The sequence below is a fragment of the Shinella sp. BE166 genome (assembly GCF_051201095.1).
Lineage (GTDB): Bacteria > Pseudomonadota > Alphaproteobacteria > Rhizobiales > Rhizobiaceae > Shinella > Shinella lacus.
The window spans coordinates 28646-44769 of the sequence record NZ_JBPEHL010000022.1; the positions used below are offsets into that span (position 1 = coordinate 28646).

Here is a 16124-nt window from a genome sequence, read left to right on the forward strand (position 1 = left end):
CAGCCGGAAGCGAGCCCGAAATGCCGGGCTTGATGGATCTTCAGCGTTGTTTCTCCGTTTTTCGGTGGTTTCGCGTCAGCCGTGGCGATGCGAAACGGGTAAGCGCGCCAGGTATTTCACTCGACGGGGTCGCAGATCGGCAGAGTGCTGGCCGCACGGATGGCGGAAGCGATCCTTTCGGTCACTTCATCCAGTTCGAATTTCTGGCCCTTGTTGACTGCGGCCGAACTGATGTCTTCATCGACCAGCCGCATGGCGGCCATGGCAGTCGCCGCGCAGAGCTTCACCTCGAAGTCGTCGGGCGACCGGCCGATGCGCTTGGCGACGATCTGTGTAAACTCCACTTCCGCCTGGCTGCACGCCATCAACCAGGCCGATCTCAACGCCGGCTCCTTTGGAAGAAGCGCGACGATCCGTGCGGCCGCAACGCCGTCGCGAACGGCCTGTTCGCCCTCGATAAACGACTTCATCGCACCATAGAGGAAGGTCTCTATCGAAACATTGCGGGGCCAATCCCGAAACAACGCGACAAATCGCAATTCCGTCACCAGAAGCAGCGGCTCGACGCAGGCTTCCTTCGAGCGGAAATAGCGCCAGACCGTGCGTTTCGACACGCCCGATGCCGCAGCGATGTCATCCCCGCTCGTGCCGTCCACACCGTGCCGCCAGAAAAGATCCGCAGCATGGCGTGAGACCAGTAGCCGAGCTTCTTCCGTTTTCGAACGTTCGATCGCCGCCTCCCTGTCACTTAGTGCCAGATCGTTATGTCACTAAGTGACAGATCGCGCAAGAGAGGGCCGGGCTTTTTTTACGCAGGCCCGACGGCGATCTGGTCGGCCATCAACTGAAATCGGCGCGTGTCAGGACATAGATCGGCTTGCGAGCGCCGGAATAGGCACGGCGCGCCGCCTGGTAGATGGAGACGCGGGCATCGTCGAAAGCCCTCAGGCAGCCGGCTTCGGAGGTCGCGCCCGGAAAAAGGTCGGACCCGGCGAAAAACGAGATTTCGAACATGCCGTCGTGGCCGATGAAGCGGATGCGCTTGCCGGCCTCTTCGTAGCTGCGGCTTTGGTTTGGGAAACTGAGACTCATGAAAGCTCCTTGCGATAGGTGAATGGGCCATCTCCTCGACACGCAATTTGCGCGTCGATCTGCGAAGAGGCTCCCAATCACCAAGTTGAGGGAAAGCGAAAAATCCGGATTTCTTCTCGGACACAAAGAAATCGGCGAGTATTTTGGAAATCGAGGGAAAAAATGAAGCTCAGAATTGCAGAATCCCATCGATACCGTGCGGCATCCGGAGCTTTGAAACTGAATTCAGCATACCACGGAAACAAAAATCCTGATTTTTATTTTTGAGAAAAGGGTCCACGCGACGGGTTCATCAAGAGCGTTGCCCCGCTTCACTTTTCCAGGCGACCGAACGCGCTTCCCACGGCTGAACGAGCGCGTGCTCCACGATCAGCATGACACCCACGAAAGCGAGAGAATAGGCGATCACATGCGCGGTCTGGAATTGCTGGAAATAGAGGTGGATACGAAAGCCGATGCCGTTGGACCGGCCGAGGAATTCGACGACGAGGACGATCTTCCAGATGACGGCGATCCCGTTGCGCGCGGCGACGGCCAGCCATGGAGCGAGTTGCGGCAGGATGAGGTGCCGAAGCCGCTCCCGGGGCGAAAGACGGGCGACGAACGCCAGGTCGTCGAGGGCCGGATCGAAGGACTTCACGCCCTGGCGCACGGTGACCATGACCATTGCCGTCTTGTTGAGGGTCACCGCGACGATCGCCGCTAGCTCGTTGAGGCCGATCCACAGATAGCAGAGCACGATCAGGACCAGCGCCGGCAGGTTCATGAAGATCGTCACCCACGGATCGGCCCAGCGGTCGAGCGCCCTGTGCCGGCCGAGCAGGAAACCCAGCAGCGAGCCCGCAGCCATGGCGAGCCCGAAGGAGACGGCCACGCGCAAAAGCGTCGCCAGCAGTTCTTTCGGCAACCGTCCGGCAGTCGTTTCCGACCAGAAGACCCGCGCGACCTCGACAGGCCCCGGCAGGACGGTCGGATCGGCCTTCAGCGCGGCGAGCGCTGCCCAGAAAAGACCGAACAGGCCGAGGGAAAGAAGGAACACGCTCCCCTGCAAGCGATCGTCCATGCTCTTCTCAGACATGCGAATTCTCCCGAACCGAATATAGCCGCCGGGGCGTTCGCTCGATCCGCGACCTTGGTCGTATGGCGGCCTTTCGCCTGGCGCGTAGAGATCGGGCTGGAAGGATCGCGCCATGAGACGACGCTTTGCCCTGCTGAGCATTCTCGTTTTCAGCCTGCTCGCCTGCGCCGGGATGGCCAGCGCGGCACCGCTCGATCGTGACGCGCTTGCAGGCCTGATCGTACCGCCCTACGCGCTCGGCGAGCCGGTGAATGACAAGGGCGTCTGGACCCTGCTGAATTCCGGTGGCGCGGAGGCAGGTTATGTTTTCGAGACCGGTCCGCTGGCGCCGCTTCCGGGCTTTTCCGGCGCTCCCATCAACATGCTCGTGACGATCGACCGCGACGGCCGCTTTCTCGATGTACGCCTGATCGCGCACAACGAGCCGATCTTCGTTTCCGGCCTGGGCGAAGCGCCGCTGCGCGCGTTCCTCGAACAATATCGCGGCCATTCGATCCGGGAAGCGCTCGTCGTCGGCACTCCGTATGGCGAGGCCGGCGGCGGCTCCGACCTCGTCTATCTCGATGGGGTGACGAAGGCCACGGCCTCCGTTCGCATCGCACACGAATCGATCCTCGCCGCAACGCTCGCCGTCGCGCGGGAGAAGATGCAGGGCGTGGCGAGCGGCCCGCCGGTGCACCCCGATCCATCGATAGACGAAAAGCTCGACTGGGCGGAACTGATCAAGCGAGGGCTGGCACGGAACCTGAAGGTGTCGAACGCCGAACTCGACGACGGCTTCAAGACGACGATCTGGGCGCGCGACGATCCCGAGGCGGCAGATGATCCGCAAGGCCTGTTCCTTGATCTGTGGGCCGTCGACATCGGTCCGCCGTCCATCGCCCGGGCCGTCCTGAGCGAGGAGAGTTTCGCCGATCTTCAACGCCTACTGCGCGTATCGCCAGACGACGAGCCCATGCTCGTCATCGATGGCGGTCGCCACGGGCTGGTGTCGGCGGACTTCGTACGCAACACCGCGCCGGACCGGCTTGCGGCCGTGCAGGACGGCCTGCCGGTCGCCCTTCGCGATGCCGACATGATGGTCGAGACAAGGCGGGACGTGCCGCAGGGCACGACGATGATCCTGAGGATCGACCGGCGCCTCGGTTTCGACCCCACGCGCGACTGGACGCTCTCCGCCCAGGCCGTGCGCGCCCACGGCATGCTGAAGCCGGAAATGGGCTCGGTCCATTTTCCGCTCGCCTTGAAGGCTGACCCCGCTTTCTTCCTGCGCCCGCAAACGTCAAAGGCGCTGCCGCCATGGCAGGCCGCCATCGTCGATCGAAAATGGGATGTTGCCGGGCTCGGCATCCTGCTTGCGGGATTGATCGGCGCCGTCGGCCCCGGCATGCACCGGCTCGCCGCGCCGACGGTGCTGCGTCCGGCACGGCTGGCCTTTCTGGGCCTGATGATCGGCTTCGTGGGCTGGTGGGGCCAGGGCCAGCTTTCGATCGTCACGCCGCTCGCGGCACTCCGGGCCGCAAACGGCGGCGGCAGCCTGGCGGTCCTGCTCTACGATCCCTTCTCCCTGATCATCTGGGGCGCCGCCATACTCGGATTTGTCCTGTGGGGACGCGGCCTCTTCTGCGGATGGCTCTGCCCGTTCGGCGCCATGCAGGAATTCGCCCACCATGCCGGCCGCCTGCTTCGGCTGCCGCAATGGAACCCCTCACCCCTCTGGGACAAACGCTTGAAGGCCGGCGCATGGATTTCGCTCGCCGGCCTGGTCGCCGTCACCTTTCTCGCACCCGAAAAGATTGAAACCGCCGCCGAGATCGAGCCCTTCAAGACGGCGGTCACCACGCTTTTCCAGCGCGAATGGTACTATGTCGCCTATGCCGTCTTCTGGCTGCTCCTCGCGGCAACGACCTTCAAGGGCTTCTGCCGCTATGTCTGCCCTCTCGGCGCGGTCATGGTGCTCGGCGGCCTGTTGCGCACCCGCTCCTGGATACCCCGCCGCGCCGAATGCGGCTCGCCCTGCCAGCTCTGCCGCGTGCGCTGCCCCTACGGCGCCATCCGCAAGACGGGCGAGATCGCCTACAGCGAATGTTTCCAATGTCTCGACTGCGTTTCGATCCACGATGACGCGCGGCAATGCGTACCGTTGGTGCTGGCGCAACGAAAGCGCCCGCCAATCCAAGCGCTTGCCAAAGTGGAGGCATCGGTATGAAGCGACGACGGTTCCTGTTCATCGCCGCGGCGGCTGCGTTTTCCGGCGCCGCGCGCGCTGAAAACACGACCTGGCAGGCGGATATGCTTGGCGGCACGGTACGGGTGGATCTGCGCGGCCCGCGTTGCCTTGCGCAGGGTATCGCCGGACGGATCGGCAGCACGATTGCCGAGGTCGAGGCCGCGGCCAGTCTATTCAACGCCAACTCTGCCCTCAACAGATTGAATGCCTTAGGCCATCTGGAAGATCCGCCGCCAGCCCTTCTCGATCTCCTCCGCCTGGCCAACCACGTCCATCGGGCAACGGCCGGTCGTTTCGACCCGACGGTGCAGCCGCTCTGGCGTGCGCTTGCCGAGGGGCGCGACACCACCGAAGCACAGGCCGCGATCGGTTGGGAGCGGGTGCGCATCGGACCATCTGTCCAGCTTGCTCGCGGCCAAGCGCTGACCTTGAACGGCATCGCGCAGGGCTACGCGGCTGATCGGGTCCGCCGCCTGCTGCTGGCGGAAGCCTATGCGCAGGCCCTCGTGGACATGGGGGAGTTTGCCGCCATTGGCGGCCCGTTCAGCGTAGCCGTGGAAGATCCGGCCCTGGGCCAGATCGCCACACGTCGCCTCGCCGGCAACGCCATCGCGACATCAAGCCCTTCGGCCATGATGCTCGGCACGGGCTTCCACATTCTCGGACCCCATGGTGAGCGACCCTGCTGGTCGACCATCTCGGTGGAGGCAGAAAGTGCCGCCATGGCGGACGGCTTTTCGACCGCCTTCTGCCTGATGACACGCGATGAGATCCGCGCGACCCTGCGCGGTGTTCACGGCATTACGCGCGTCACCGCCGTCGATGAGGCGGACGATGTTTCAACCTTCTGAGACTATCGTTCCGGCGGCGTGAAGGTCAGGCCATGCGCCTCGAAAACCCGCGCGATTTCCCCGTCGGCAAGCGCTTTTTCGATCGCCTCGTCGATGGCATAGGCGAGGTCCTTGTGCTGGAAATTCACACCCACGCCGATCGTCCAGCTTCCACGCGCAAAGCCGACAAGCGGTGGAGAATGGACCTTCAGCCCGGCATCCGGATGGCGCAAGAGCCCGGCTTCCAGCTCCGCCCGAGGCCCCATCGCCGCCTTGGTGTCGCCTTCCGCCAGGCCGTCCATCGCCGCGGCGGTCGAGCGATAGCGATGGATCTTGTCCACCGGGCCGATCAGAGACGTGAGGTAAAAGTCCGAGATCGCGTCGTTTTCGACCGCGACCGCGTCGAACCGGAAGAAGGGCGGCGTCGGCGCCTTCTCTTCGTAGTCGGACGCGCGATAGGCGATGGCGATGTTTTCCTTGGCGTATTTGCCGGTAAAGCTCACCTGCTCGATGCGGCAGACGAGCGCGCTATCATAGGGCACGTGCAGCATCACGTCACTGACGCGACCGCCAACGGCAGCGCCCTTCCAGACATAGTTCAGCAGATCAGCTTCGAGATTCTCGCCGGCCGCGACCAAGCGGAACTTCGCTTCTACGCCAAGGGCCTTCGCAACCAGCCGGCCGATCTCGACATCCACGCCGACAGCCTTGCCCTTCTCTTCGTAGGACCAGGGGGCATAGTTCTCGTAGACGGCGAACTCGATCCAGCCGTCCTCGATGATCCGGTCGAATTCGCGCCCAACATCCTGCGCGAAGGTGTTCTGCGGCTTGGCTTGGGGCACATAATCCTCGCAACGCGCGAAAGCGCCGCCCGGAAGGGCGACGCCGAGGGCCATGGCCAGAAGTGCACGGCGCAGCATGGCGGGTTACTGCGTGGCCGAAAGGCCGACCGTCAGCACCTCGGCCGCCTTTTTCCAGCTTTCCGGCTGGTCCGACAGGATGCGCGCAGCCTCATAGGTGACGCTGTCTGCGACCGGCGCGCCGGATGCGGTCTTCACTTCGGTCGCGATCGTCTCCAGTTCCTTCTTGATCGCGCCCGTATCGGCCACCTTGCCGCTGCCGAGTTCGTCGCGGATTTCATGGAGGCGCTTGGCATGGGCATCGAGCGCGCCGTCCTCCGGCCGTGTCTCCACATAGGTGCGGATCGCCCAGGCCGCTTTCTGGCCCAGGATGTCGCCGAAGGCCGGCATCTTGGTCGTGCCGTCCTGCGTATAGCCGTGCCGGAAGCGCTCCACGAACCACTCGTCACCGACTTCTTCCGCTTCCAGAAAGCGCAGGTCCGGCGCAAGCCCGCCGGACACCGCGCCCAAGCCATGACAGCGCGCGCAGTTCTGGGTATAGCCGGAGGCACCGATCTCGACGGCCTTCAACCAGGCCTCATGGCCGATCTTCGCCTCGCGATAGGGGTTTTCGGTCAGCCACTCCTCGCCCACCTCGGGCAGCGCATCGGTATTGACCGGTTGCGGCGCGACGTCGCCATGCGCAATCACCAGGCTCGTCGTCGCCATGAGAATGAATGCGGCGACCCCGCCGCGAATGATGTTGGCCGACATGCCGTCCTCCTTCGCATTTCCAACTGCGCATTTTGTAAGGCAGCACGGACGCGGCGCGATATGCGACCTAGGTCGCGGCGGCGCATGGCACCAAGGTCGTATTTCTAGCTCTCCCCCATCGCGACATGGTTGTTGCGGGAGGATGCGACATGCGGGAATGCTTCAAAGGGAGCCGGAAAGGCTTGTGGCTTGCGGCCGCGGCTTTCTGCTGGGCGTCCTCTGCCGCAGCCGACATTGCCATATCGATGACCTACCTCCGCCAGGAGATGCAGGCGCCGCCGGTGCTTTCCAATCTCGATCCGATTCCGGAAGACCGCGGCATTGCAGGCGCCGAGGTGGCGCTGACCGACACGAAGACCACCGGCAGCTTCATGGGCCACGACTACAGCCTCGCATTGCTCTCGGTCGAACCCGATGGCGACTTCCTCGACGCTGCCCGCAAGGCGCTTGCCACGTCGAAGATCCTGTTCATCGACGCGCCGCCCGAAGGCATTCTCGCCGTGGCCGACCTGCCGGAAGCCAAGGGCGCCCTGCTCTTCAACGTGTCATCCGGCGCGCGGCGGCTGCGGGACGCCGACTGCCGCGCGAATGTGCTGCACACCATGGCGGAGGATGCCATGCGCACGGACGCGCTGATGCAGGTGCTGAAGGCGCGGCGCTGGACCCGCACGGTGCTGATCGCCGGACCGAAACCGGAGGACCGCACCTTCGCCGACACGCTGCGCGCCTCCGCGCAAAAATTCGGCGTCGAAATCCTCGCCGCGAAGGACTGGACGTTCGACACGGACCTGCGGCGCGCTGCCGGCCAGGAAATCCCCCTCTTCACCCAGGATTTTCCCGACCACGACATCCTGCTGATTGCCGACGAGCCCGACGATTTTGCGCGTTACGTTCAGGACAATACCTGGCTGCCGCGCCCGGTCGCCGGTTCGGATGGCCTGCGCGGCGAAGGCTGGGCGCCGGTGCTGGAGCAATGGGCCGCAGTGCAACTCCAGAATCGCTTCGAAAAGGCGGCCGGCCGCGAGATGGGCTCGCGCGATTACGCCGCCTGGACGGCGCTGCGCACCATCGGCGAGGCCGTCACACGAACCAATTCCGCCGATCCCGCCGTGCTGCGCACGTTCATCCTGTCCGAAAAATTCGCCCTCGACGGCTTCAAGGGCCGCAGCCTCACCTATCGCGACTGGGATGGCCAGTTGCGCCAGCCGATGGCGGTGGTCAACGCCCGCGCGCTGGTCGAACTCGCGCCACTCGACGGCTACCTGCACCAGACCAACGAAATGGACACGCTGGGCCTCGACCGGCCCGAAAGCACCTGCACTGCCTTTGGAGGATGAGATGAAATTTCCGGCCCTGCTGATCGCGCCCATGCTGGCCGCCATGCCGCTTCCGGCGCTTGCCGGCGAAATCTGGGTGACGAACGAGAAGGACGACACGATTTCCGTGATCGACACGCAGACGCTGGAAATGGTGCGCACCATCAAGACCGGCGAGCGGCCGCGCGGCATCACCTTCAATTCCGACCACAGCCGCGTCTATATCTGCGCCTCCGATAGCGACACGGTGCAGGTCATGGACCCCGCGACCGGCGAGATTTTGCACGACCTGCCCTCCGGCGAGGACCCCGAGCAGTTCGTGCTCGCCCCGGACGACAAGCATTTATGGATCGCCAATGAGGATGATGCGGTGACGACGGTCGTCGATGTCGAGACACGACAGGTCGTGGCGCAGGTCAATGTCGGCATCGAGCCGGAAGGCATGGCGGTCTCGCCGGATGGCAAGATCGTCATCACCACGTCGGAAACGACGAACATGGCGCACTGGATCGACACCGGCAAGAAGACGATCTTCGCCAACACGCTCGTCGATTCCCGTCCACGCCATGCCGAGTTTGCCAAGGGCGGAACGGAGCTCTGGGTCTCATCCGAAATCGGCGGCACGATCACCGTCTTCGACGTGGCCACGCAGGCGGAAAAAGCCAAGATCCGCTTCGAGATCACCGGCGTCAATGCCGACCTCGTCCAGCCCGTCGGCTTCGAGTTCACGCCGGACGGCAAGATGGCCTTCGTCGCCCTTGGCCCTGCCAACCATGTCGCGGTGATCGATGCCGATACGTTCGCGGTCAAGTCCTACGTCCTCGTCGGCCGTCGGGTCTGGCACCTCGCCTTCTCGCCGGACCACACGCAGCTTTTCACCACCAACGGCGTCTCCGGCGACGTGACCGTCATCGACGTCGCCTCGCTGGAACCCGTGAAATCCATCAAGGTTGGCCGCTTCCCCTGGGGCGCGGCGAGCCGGCCATAACAGTCGAAGAGGGAGGACATCATGAAAAGAGCAATCCTGACCGCCATCGCGCTTGTCGCCGTGCCGTTCGTGGCGCTGGCGGACGACGACGACAACAAGGCCGAAGCCGGCATGGGCCTTGCCGGCATCCTGTCCAAATCCAATCGCGAAGCGTTGCCCGAACTCACCCTCTCGGCAGGCCAGCCGGTTGCCAAGGGCGCGCTGACGCTGAAATCCGGCAAATATTACACGCTGGAAATCAAGGCGGACGGCAGCCAGGAACTGGCGCTGGAGGGCGCCGGTTTCTTCCGCGCCGTCTGGGTCAACGAGATCGTCATCGAGGGCATCGAGATCCGGCCGCTCGGCGTCGATTCCATCGAATTCGACGAGGCGGGCGAAGCGGAGATCAGCTTCATCGCGATCAAGCCGGGGAGTTATCACCTCAAGGTGCCCGGCAGCACGGGCGATACGCAACAGGTCTCGATCACCATAGAATGAGCAACACATGAGCGGCTTGACGGTAGAGGACATCAGCCACGACTGGGGCGCCCGGCGCGCCCTCGACGGTGTGTCCTTTACCGTCGAACGCGGCCGCTTCTGCGCGCTGCTCGGGCCGAACGGCGCCGGAAAATCGACACTGTTCGGTATGCTCACGCGGCTCTTCACGCCGCACACCGGCCGCATCGCGATCGCCGGCCATGACATGGCCCGCGCGCCGCGCGCCGCCCTTGCCCGCATGGGCGTCGTGTTCCAGGCCTCCACGCTCGATCCGGACCTGACCGTCAGGCGCAACCTGCTCTACTTCGCAGCCTTGCACGGGCTCTTCGGACGGGAGGCGGAGACGCGCGCCATGGCAGCGCTGGAGCGGCTCGGCATGGCGGAGCGGGCGGAGGAGAAGGCCGCAAGGCTGAACGGCGGGCACCGCCGGCGCATGGAAATCGCGCGTGCCCTCATCCACCGGCCCGACGTGCTGCTACTGGACGAGCCGACGGTGGGGCTGGATGCAGCCTCGCGCGCCGCCATCACGCAGCACGTGCACGATCTTGCTTCCGGAGGGCTGACGGTGCTGTGGGCGACCCATCTGGTGGACGAGGTGCGCCCGCAGGACCGGCTCGTCATCCTGCACCACGGCCGGGTGCTGGCCGATGGCGAAGCCGGAGACATTGGCGGTACGGATTTGACCGGCCGATTTCTTGCGCTCACCGGAGATCGGCCATGACGGCGGGGGCATTTCCAAGCGTGAACTCGGCACCCACCGTGTTCTCCAGATCGCACCCCTTCATTGCGCTGCGCGCGATCATCCACCGCGAGGCGCTGCGGTTTCTCGGCCAGCGCGGGCGGTTGATTGCAGCGCTTGTGCGGCCGCTCGTCTGGCTCTTCGTCTTCGCCGCCGGTTTCCGGGCGGCGCTCGGTCTTTCGATCACCCCGCCCTACCAGACCTACATCACCTACGAGATCTATATCGTGCCCGGGCTGGTGGGCATGATCCTGCTGTTCAGCGGCATGCAATCCTCGTTGAGCCTCGTCTATGACCGGGAGATGGGATCGATGCGGCTGTTGCTGACGGCGCCCTTGCCGCGCTGGTGGCTGCTGTTCTGCCGGCTTCTCGCCGGCAGCCTGATCGCCATGTTGCAGGCCTATGCCTTCCTGGCGATCGCCGCACTTTATGGCATCCGCTTTCCATTGCTCGGCTACCTGGCCGCAGCGCCAGCGATGGCCGCCAGCGCGATGATGCTGGGCGCGCTCGGGCTGCTCCTCTCCTCCTTCATCCGGCAGCTGGAAAACTTTGCCGGCGTGATGAACTTCGTCATCTTCCCGATGTTCTTCCTGTCCTCCGCGCTCTATCCGCTGTGGAAAATGGCCGAGGCCTCTCCGAGGCTGCGGGACCTGTGCGCGCTGAACCCCTTCACCCATGCCGTCGAACTCATCCGCTTCGCGCTCTATGCGAAGGGCAACCTGACAGCGCTGGCCGTCACGCTCGCCGCTTTCGCCGTCTTCGGGCTCGTCGCCGTCTGGGGCTACGATCCCGCCCGCGGGCTCACCGCGCGAAAGGCCTGACCAAGGCCGCAAAGGAGAACTGCCATGCGCCTTGCCACCCTTGCCGCCGGCCTTCTGCTGATATCCGCCAACACCGCCTTGTCTCAGACGGAGACCGATGCGGGCGGCACGCTCAATCCGGAAGAGCTGACGCTCAACCGCGTCATGAAGGACGTGGCGGAAGGGCAGACCAGCATGACCATCTGCGCGACCGGCTATTACATCACCAAGTCGGGCCGCCACGAAATGGCGCGCGAACTTTTCGAGCGTTGCGCCGCAGCCGGCTGGACGCACGCCATGACCTGGATGTCCCAGCTTGACGACAACGGCCTTGGCGGCCCGGAAGATCCTGACACTGCGGCCGAGTGGGACCGCCGGGCCGCGGAGGCCGGCGATCCGATCGGCAAGCTGAACTACGGGCTTGACCTGATGCGAGGCCGCGGCGTGATGGAAAACCGCGCACTCGGCCGCCAATATATCGACGAAGCGGCCCGCAGCGGCCTTCCCACCGCAAAGCGCCTGCGCGCCGCCGATTACGACCTCGATGTCGTGACGCCGGACGCCGACAACTGGAAATACGCCCCGGCCTTCTGATCCTCCTCGACGATCCGCGCGGGACGACCTTCAAGCCGGAGGATGCGCCCGGCGAGCCGCTCCGCTTCCGCGCGGACATGGGTGACCAGCAGCGTCGCGCAGGGCCGCTTGGCGATCAGCCGTTCGAAAAGACCCATCATTTCGCCGGCAAGCGCCGGGTCCAGGCTGACAAAAGGCTCGTCCATCAGGAGAAGATCGGGCGCAGACGCGAAGGCGCGCGCCAGCGACAGGCGCCGCTGCTGGCCAAGGGAAAGCATGCCGGGAAAACGTTCGCCGAGACCGCCGAGCTCCACGGCCTCAAGCCAATGCAGCGCCTCTTGCCGGGAGATGCGCGCGACGATGGTGAGGTTTTCGATCGCGTTCCGCCAGGGCAGCAGCACCGGTTCCTGAAACACCATGGCAAGCCGCGCCGTGGCCTCCCGTCGCCCGCGAAAATCGCGATCGAGACCCGCGACAACGCGCAGCAGCGAGGTTTTCCCGACGCCGGAGGGTCCGGTCAAAGCCACAGTCTCGCCCGGGGCAAGCGAAAGTCTCATCGGGCCGAGCACACCGCCCGGCCCGCCGCGTTGAATGTCGAGCGTGAGGACGGGCTCAACTGCCGGGGTGGTGGAAGACGCCATCGGGCAGCTCTTTCAGGTCGCCGACCAGATCGGCACCGCCAAGTTCGGTCATGATGGCCAGCATGCGTGCGGCCGCCTTTTCATCCACCGCGCGCCTTACCGGCGTGCCCGCAAGGAAACCCGCCTTCAGCGCCTCGAATTCAGCATCCGTCTCCGCCCGCATCATCGGTCGGATACGCTCCCAGGCCGCCGGATCGGCGGCAAGCTTGTCCTTCGCCTGGCGCGAGGCGGTGGCGATCGCTTCGCCCAGTCCGGGATGGCTCTTCAGGATGTCGCCCCGCACCACGTAGCCGATCAGCGGTGTCTCCGGATCGAGGCCGACGGCTCGCGCGGCCTCGTCGACGCCGACCAGCGTGCGCATGCCCGCCGCCTGCATGCGTGCGCCAAAATTCCAGAAGTTCAGGGCGCCCTGCACCTCGCCGTCGAGGGCGGCCTTGTAGATCAGCGGCGGCGCGCCGAAGACCTGCTCGGTCGTGCCGGAAAGATCGAAATGCTCCACTTTCTGCGCATAGGCGCGCAGGATCAGCCAGCTCTTGTCGATCGGGCTGCCGGCGACGCCGATCTTCTGGCCTTTCAGGTCGGCAAGGCTTTTTGCCGTGCTGTCCGCCGGCACCATCAGGCCGCCGACCGCGCGCGAATAGGGAATGAACACGACGTCGCGGCCGGCGGCCCGCTCCCGCGCCACCCAAAGCCAGTCGGAGACGATGACGTCCACCTCGCCCCCGACAAGCGCAATCTGGGCCGCGGGAGCGCCGGCAATGTCCATCACCTCCATGGTAAAGCCGTTCGCCGTGTCGAAGCCGTAGTGACGGATCGTATCGACTTCCCAGTTCACGGTGCCCGAAAGCTGGAGCGCGGCGCGTACGACAGCCGGCTCGGCGCGCGCCGGCAGGCTGGACAGAACCGCGGCAAACGCCGCTCCGACAAGCGATTTCAGGACTGTCATGGGCTCTCCTCCCCTGCTTTCGCGATGCTATCCGCTGCCGCCACCGCCCGATATACGACCTATTGGGGGTCCCCAAAGACATCGGGGTCTCGGCATTACGACCAAGGTCCAATTCATCCGTTGCAAGAGTGAGCAGATGATCCACGCCATGAAGCCCGCATCGATCTGCGGGCAGGGATTGGGAGGATGCCATGAGGAGTCTCGTTCTGGCCGCGGTTGCGGCCATTGCCTGTGCGGGTGCCGTGCAGGCCGGCGTAACGGAGGAGGATCTCGCAAAGGACGCCGAAACCGCCGCCGACGTGCTGACCAACGGCATGGGGCGCGGCCTGCAGCGCTTCTCGCCGATGGAGACGCTGAACACGAAGAACGTCAAGAACCTGCTGCCGGCCTGGGCATTTTCGCTCGGCGGCGAAAAGCAGCGCGGCCAGGAAAGCCAGCCGATCATCTATGACGGCATGATGTACATTACCGGCTCCTACAGCCGCCTCTACGCCATCGACATCAAGACCGGCAAGGAAGTCTGGCAGTACGATGCCCGCCTGCCGGAAGGCATCCTGCCCTGTTGCGACGTGGTCAATCGCGGCGCGGCGATCTTCGGCGACAACATCTTTTTCGGCACGCTCGATGCCCGCCTCGTGGCGCTCAATCGCAAGACGGGCGATGTCGTCTGGAACAAGAAGATCGCCGACTACAAGGAAGGCTACAGCTATACCGCAGCCCCGCTGATCGTGAACGGCCTCGTCGTCACGGGCAATTCCGGCGGCGAATTCGGCGTCGTCGGCGAGGTGCAGGCGCGCAATGCCGAGACCGGCGAGCTTGTATGGACCCGGCCCGTGATCGAAGGCCACATGGGCACCTTCAAGGGCAAGGAAAGCACGATGACCGGGACGCTCAACGCGACCTGGCCCGGCGACATGTGGAAGACCGGCGGTGGTGCGACCTGGCTCGGAGGCTCCTATGACGAAGACACCAAGACGCTCGTCTTCGGCGCCGGAAACCCCTCGCCCTGGAACAGCCACCTGCGCGGCGCCGGCAAGCCGGTGGACGGCAACAAGGGCGACAACCTTTATGCCGCATCGCGCATCGGCATCGATCCGGAAAACGGCGAGATCAAGTGGCACTTCCAGACCACGCCGCGCGAAGGCTGGGATTTCGACGGCGTCAACGAGGTCGTGCCCTTCGTCGACAAGGACGGCAACAAGCGCTTTGCGACGGCCGACCGCAACGGCTTCTTCTACGTGCTGAACCGCGAGGACGGCAAGTTCGTCTCCGCCCATCCCTTCGTGAAGAACATCAGTTGGGCGAAGGGCATCGATGAGACGGGCCGCCCGATCTACAACGAGGACAACCGTCCGGGCGATGCCGCTGCCGCCGCCGATGGCGCCAAGGGCCAGCAGGTCTTCGCCGTACCGTCGTTCCTCGGCGGCAAGAACTGGATGCCGATGGCCTACAGCCCGAAGACCGGCCTGTTCTACGTCCCCTCCAACGAATGGGGCATGGACATCTGGAACGAGCCGATCAGCTACAAGAAGGGTGCCGCCTATCTCGGCGCTGGCTTCACGATCAAGCCGCTCTTCGAGGACCATATCGGCAGCCTGAAGGCGATCGACCCCAATACCGGCGAGATCAAGTGGGAATACAAGAACGGCGCTCCGCTCTGGGGCGGCGCGATGACCACCGCCGGCGGCCTCGTCTTCTTCGGCACGCCCGAAGGCGATTTCGTCGCCCTCAACAACGAGACCGGCGAAGAGCTCTGGAAGTTCCAGACCGGCTCCGGGATCGTCGGACAGCCGGTGACCTGGGAGCAGGACGGCGAGCAATATGTGTCGGTGATTTCCGGCTGGGGCGGCGCGGTCCCCTTGTGGGGCGGCGAAGTGGCCAAGAAGGTCAACTACCTCAACCAGGGCGGCATGGTCTGGACCTTCCGCCTGCCAAAACAACTCGCAGCGCTGGACTGAGACGACAAGCCGGGCGGAAACGCCCGGCTTCCTGCTTTCTGCACGGGCCAACAAGGCCGATGAAGACGGACGAAATCAATGCTAAGCTATCGCCAGCCCTTTCGGGAATTTCGCATGATGCCAGTCCCAGCCCCCGACAAACCCGTGCGCACGCTGAAATCGGCGCTGATCGTCGATGATCACCCGCTGTTCTGCGATGCGCTGGCGATGACCTTGACTGGTCCGGTCGGCATTCCGGACGTCGAGGCCGTCGGTGCGCTTGAGGCAGCACTTGCGAGGCTGGAGACCGGCCCGCTGCCCGACGTGGTGGTGCTGGACCTCAACCTTCCCGACGTCAACGGGCTCGACGGGGTGGTGCGCCTGCGCCGCGCCCTGCCGGACACGCCGATCGTCGTCGTCTCCTCGCTCGACGAGATCCGCGTCGTGCGGGCAGCACTCAAGGCAGGCGTCAATGCCTTCGTCCCCAAGCACGCCTCCCGCGAGGAGTTCCGCGAGGCGTTCGCCGTCATTGCGCGCGGCGAAATCCATGCCAGCCGCATGGCGCTCGAAGCATCTGCTCCAACGCCATCGGAAGAGGCGGTAAAGAGGCTGGCATTGCTGACCCGCCAGCAGGCACGCATCCTGCAACTCGTCTGCGCCGGCCGCATGAACAAGCACATCGCCTATGAGCTTTCCATCGCGGAAACCACCGTGAAGGCCCATGTCACCGCCATCATGCGCAAGCTCGGCGTGCAGACGCGCATGCAGGCCGTGCTTTTCGCCCAGGAGGCGAGTTTCAGCGTCATGGCGACCGATATCTGACACCGAACTGCGTGCTGGCGTCCGGTCATCATGGATGCTCTA

Annotated in this window: 17 protein-coding genes; 10 read left to right on the plus strand and 7 right to left on the minus strand. The window is 64.7% G+C overall.

The window, feature by feature from the left end; translation table 11 throughout:
- Positions 1-116: 116 nt before the first annotated feature.
- The 3 genes from J2Y63_RS31540 to J2Y63_RS31550 form a co-directional block, all read right to left on the minus strand.
- Complete coding sequence (locus J2Y63_RS31540) at positions 117-758, minus strand: TetR/AcrR family transcriptional regulator (RefSeq protein WP_435269292.1); 642 nt, start codon at positions 756-758, stop codon at positions 117-119.
- 82 nt (positions 759-840) lie between these two features.
- The gene (locus tag J2Y63_RS31545) at positions 841-1092 is read right to left on the minus strand and encodes a DUF1488 family protein (RefSeq protein ID WP_435269251.1); all 252 of its coding nucleotides are present in this window, start codon (positions 1090-1092) and stop codon (positions 841-843) included.
- 292 nt (positions 1093-1384) lie between these two features.
- Positions 1385-2170, minus strand: coding sequence for an ABC transporter permease (locus J2Y63_RS31550; RefSeq protein ID WP_435269252.1), 786 nt, complete (start codon positions 2168-2170; stop codon positions 1385-1387).
- Positions 2171-2282: 112 nt separating this feature from the next.
- Between J2Y63_RS31550 and J2Y63_RS31555 the strand changes: the two genes are divergently transcribed.
- Positions 2283-4379, plus strand: a complete 2097-nt coding sequence (locus J2Y63_RS31555) for a 4Fe-4S binding protein (RefSeq protein ID WP_435269253.1) — start codon at positions 2283-2285, stop codon at positions 4377-4379.
- Positions 4376-5251 (plus strand): FAD:protein FMN transferase, encoded by an 876-nt coding sequence (locus J2Y63_RS31560; RefSeq protein WP_435269254.1) that lies wholly within the window; start codon positions 4376-4378, stop codon positions 5249-5251. Before J2Y63_RS31555 ends, J2Y63_RS31560 begins: the two co-directional genes overlap by 4 nt.
- Positions 5252-5253: 2 nt before the next feature.
- Here J2Y63_RS31560 and J2Y63_RS31565 read toward each other — a convergent pair whose 3' ends face one another.
- Together J2Y63_RS31565 and pedF are read right to left on the minus strand one after the other, a co-directional pair.
- Complete coding sequence (locus J2Y63_RS31565; RefSeq protein ID WP_435269255.1) at positions 5254-6150, minus strand: transporter substrate-binding domain-containing protein; 897 nt, start codon at positions 6148-6150, stop codon at positions 5254-5256.
- A gap of 6 nt (positions 6151-6156) precedes the next feature.
- On the minus strand, positions 6157-6843 hold the full coding sequence (gene pedF, locus J2Y63_RS31570; protein ID WP_435269256.1) for a cytochrome c-550 PedF: 687 nt from the start codon (positions 6841-6843) through the stop codon (positions 6157-6159).
- A gap of 245 nt (positions 6844-7088) precedes the next feature.
- On the opposite strand from pedF, the gene J2Y63_RS31575 reads away from it, so the two are divergent.
- The 6 genes from J2Y63_RS31575 to J2Y63_RS31600 are packed head-to-tail and all read left to right on the plus strand — an operon-like array spanning position 7089 to position 11757.
- On the plus strand, positions 7089-8180 hold the full coding sequence (locus tag J2Y63_RS31575; RefSeq protein ID WP_435269257.1) for an ABC transporter substrate-binding protein: 1092 nt from the start codon (positions 7089-7091) through the stop codon (positions 8178-8180).
- A 1-nt stretch (position 8181) separates the two neighbouring features.
- Complete coding sequence (locus tag J2Y63_RS31580; RefSeq protein ID WP_435269258.1) at positions 8182-9147, plus strand: YVTN family beta-propeller repeat protein; 966 nt, start codon at positions 8182-8184, stop codon at positions 9145-9147.
- Between the two features lie 21 nt (positions 9148-9168).
- Positions 9169-9624: a hypothetical protein gene (locus J2Y63_RS31585; RefSeq protein WP_160862044.1), complete on the plus strand. Its 456-nt coding sequence runs from the start codon at positions 9169-9171 to the stop codon at positions 9622-9624.
- Between the two features lie 7 nt (positions 9625-9631).
- Positions 9632-10345 carry an ABC transporter ATP-binding protein gene (locus tag J2Y63_RS31590; protein ID WP_256115320.1) on the plus strand — a complete coding sequence of 238 codons (714 nt, stop codon included), beginning with the start codon at positions 9632-9634 and terminating at the stop codon, positions 10343-10345.
- Complete coding sequence (locus tag J2Y63_RS31595) at positions 10342-11184, plus strand: ABC transporter permease (RefSeq protein ID WP_435269259.1); 843 nt, start codon at positions 10342-10344, stop codon at positions 11182-11184. Before J2Y63_RS31590 ends, J2Y63_RS31595 begins: the two co-directional genes overlap by 4 nt.
- A 24-nt stretch (positions 11185-11208) precedes the next feature.
- The gene (locus J2Y63_RS31600; RefSeq protein ID WP_435269260.1) at positions 11209-11757 is read left to right on the plus strand and encodes a tetratricopeptide repeat protein; all 549 of its coding nucleotides are present in this window, start codon (positions 11209-11211) and stop codon (positions 11755-11757) included.
- Here the strand turns inward: J2Y63_RS31600 and J2Y63_RS31605 are convergent.
- Together J2Y63_RS31605 and J2Y63_RS31610 are read right to left on the minus strand one after the other, a co-directional pair.
- Complete coding sequence (locus J2Y63_RS31605; RefSeq protein ID WP_435269261.1) at positions 11697-12377, minus strand: ABC transporter ATP-binding protein; 681 nt, start codon at positions 12375-12377, stop codon at positions 11697-11699. The two genes, J2Y63_RS31600 and J2Y63_RS31605, sit on opposite strands and share 61 nt — an antisense overlap.
- A complete protein-coding gene (locus tag J2Y63_RS31610) occupies positions 12349-13323 on the minus strand; it encodes an ABC transporter substrate-binding protein (RefSeq protein WP_435269262.1) in 975 nt (324 codons plus the stop codon). The genes J2Y63_RS31605 and J2Y63_RS31610 overlap by 29 nt, the downstream gene beginning before the upstream one ends.
- A 191-nt stretch (positions 13324-13514) precedes the next feature.
- Here J2Y63_RS31610 and J2Y63_RS31615 point away from each other — a divergent pair, with 191 nt between their 5' ends.
- Both J2Y63_RS31615 and J2Y63_RS31620 read left to right on the plus strand, forming a co-directional pair.
- Positions 13515-15281, plus strand: coding sequence for a PQQ-dependent methanol/ethanol family dehydrogenase (locus tag J2Y63_RS31615; protein ID WP_256115325.1), 1767 nt, complete (start codon positions 13515-13517; stop codon positions 15279-15281).
- A gap of 114 nt (positions 15282-15395) precedes the next feature.
- On the plus strand, positions 15396-16082 hold the full coding sequence (locus J2Y63_RS31620; protein WP_435269263.1) for a response regulator transcription factor: 687 nt from the start codon (positions 15396-15398) through the stop codon (positions 16080-16082).
- Positions 16083-16124: the final 42 nt, after the last annotated feature.

Coding starts and splice junctions, on each gene's coding strand:
- J2Y63_RS31620 (WP_435269263.1), top strand. CDS start 15,396: ATGATGCCAGTCCCAGCCCCCGACAAACCCGTGCGCACGCTGAAATCG.
- J2Y63_RS31600 (WP_435269260.1), top strand. CDS start 11,209: ATGCGCCTTGCCACCCTTGCCGCCGGCCTTCTGCTGATATCCGCCAAC.
- J2Y63_RS31580 (WP_435269258.1), top strand. CDS start 8,182: ATGAAATTTCCGGCCCTGCTGATCGCGCCCATGCTGGCCGCCATGCCG.
- J2Y63_RS31590 (WP_256115320.1), top strand. CDS start 9,632: ATGAGCGGCTTGACGGTAGAGGACATCAGCCACGACTGGGGCGCCCGG.
- J2Y63_RS31605 (WP_435269261.1), bottom strand. CDS start 12,377: ATGGCGTCTTCCACCACCCCGGCAGTTGAGCCCGTCCTCACGCTCGAC.
- J2Y63_RS31585 (WP_160862044.1), top strand. CDS start 9,169: ATGAAAAGAGCAATCCTGACCGCCATCGCGCTTGTCGCCGTGCCGTTC.
- J2Y63_RS31565 (WP_435269255.1), bottom strand. CDS start 6,150: ATGCTGCGCCGTGCACTTCTGGCCATGGCCCTCGGCGTCGCCCTTCCG.
- J2Y63_RS31575 (WP_435269257.1), top strand. CDS start 7,089: ATGACCTACCTCCGCCAGGAGATGCAGGCGCCGCCGGTGCTTTCCAAT.
- J2Y63_RS31615 (WP_256115325.1), top strand. CDS start 13,515: ATGAGGAGTCTCGTTCTGGCCGCGGTTGCGGCCATTGCCTGTGCGGGT.
- J2Y63_RS31545 (WP_435269251.1), bottom strand. CDS start 1,092: ATGAGTCTCAGTTTCCCAAACCAAAGCCGCAGCTACGAAGAGGCCGGC.
- J2Y63_RS31610 (WP_435269262.1), bottom strand. CDS start 13,323: ATGACAGTCCTGAAATCGCTTGTCGGAGCGGCGTTTGCCGCGGTTCTG.
- J2Y63_RS31560 (WP_435269254.1), top strand. CDS start 4,376: ATGAAGCGACGACGGTTCCTGTTCATCGCCGCGGCGGCTGCGTTTTCC.
- pedF (WP_435269256.1), bottom strand. CDS start 6,843: ATGTCGGCCAACATCATTCGCGGCGGGGTCGCCGCATTCATTCTCATG.
- J2Y63_RS31595 (WP_435269259.1), top strand. CDS start 10,342: ATGACGGCGGGGGCATTTCCAAGCGTGAACTCGGCACCCACCGTGTTC.
- J2Y63_RS31550 (WP_435269252.1), bottom strand. CDS start 2,170: ATGTCTGAGAAGAGCATGGACGATCGCTTGCAGGGGAGCGTGTTCCTT.
- J2Y63_RS31555 (WP_435269253.1), top strand. CDS start 2,283: ATGAGACGACGCTTTGCCCTGCTGAGCATTCTCGTTTTCAGCCTGCTC.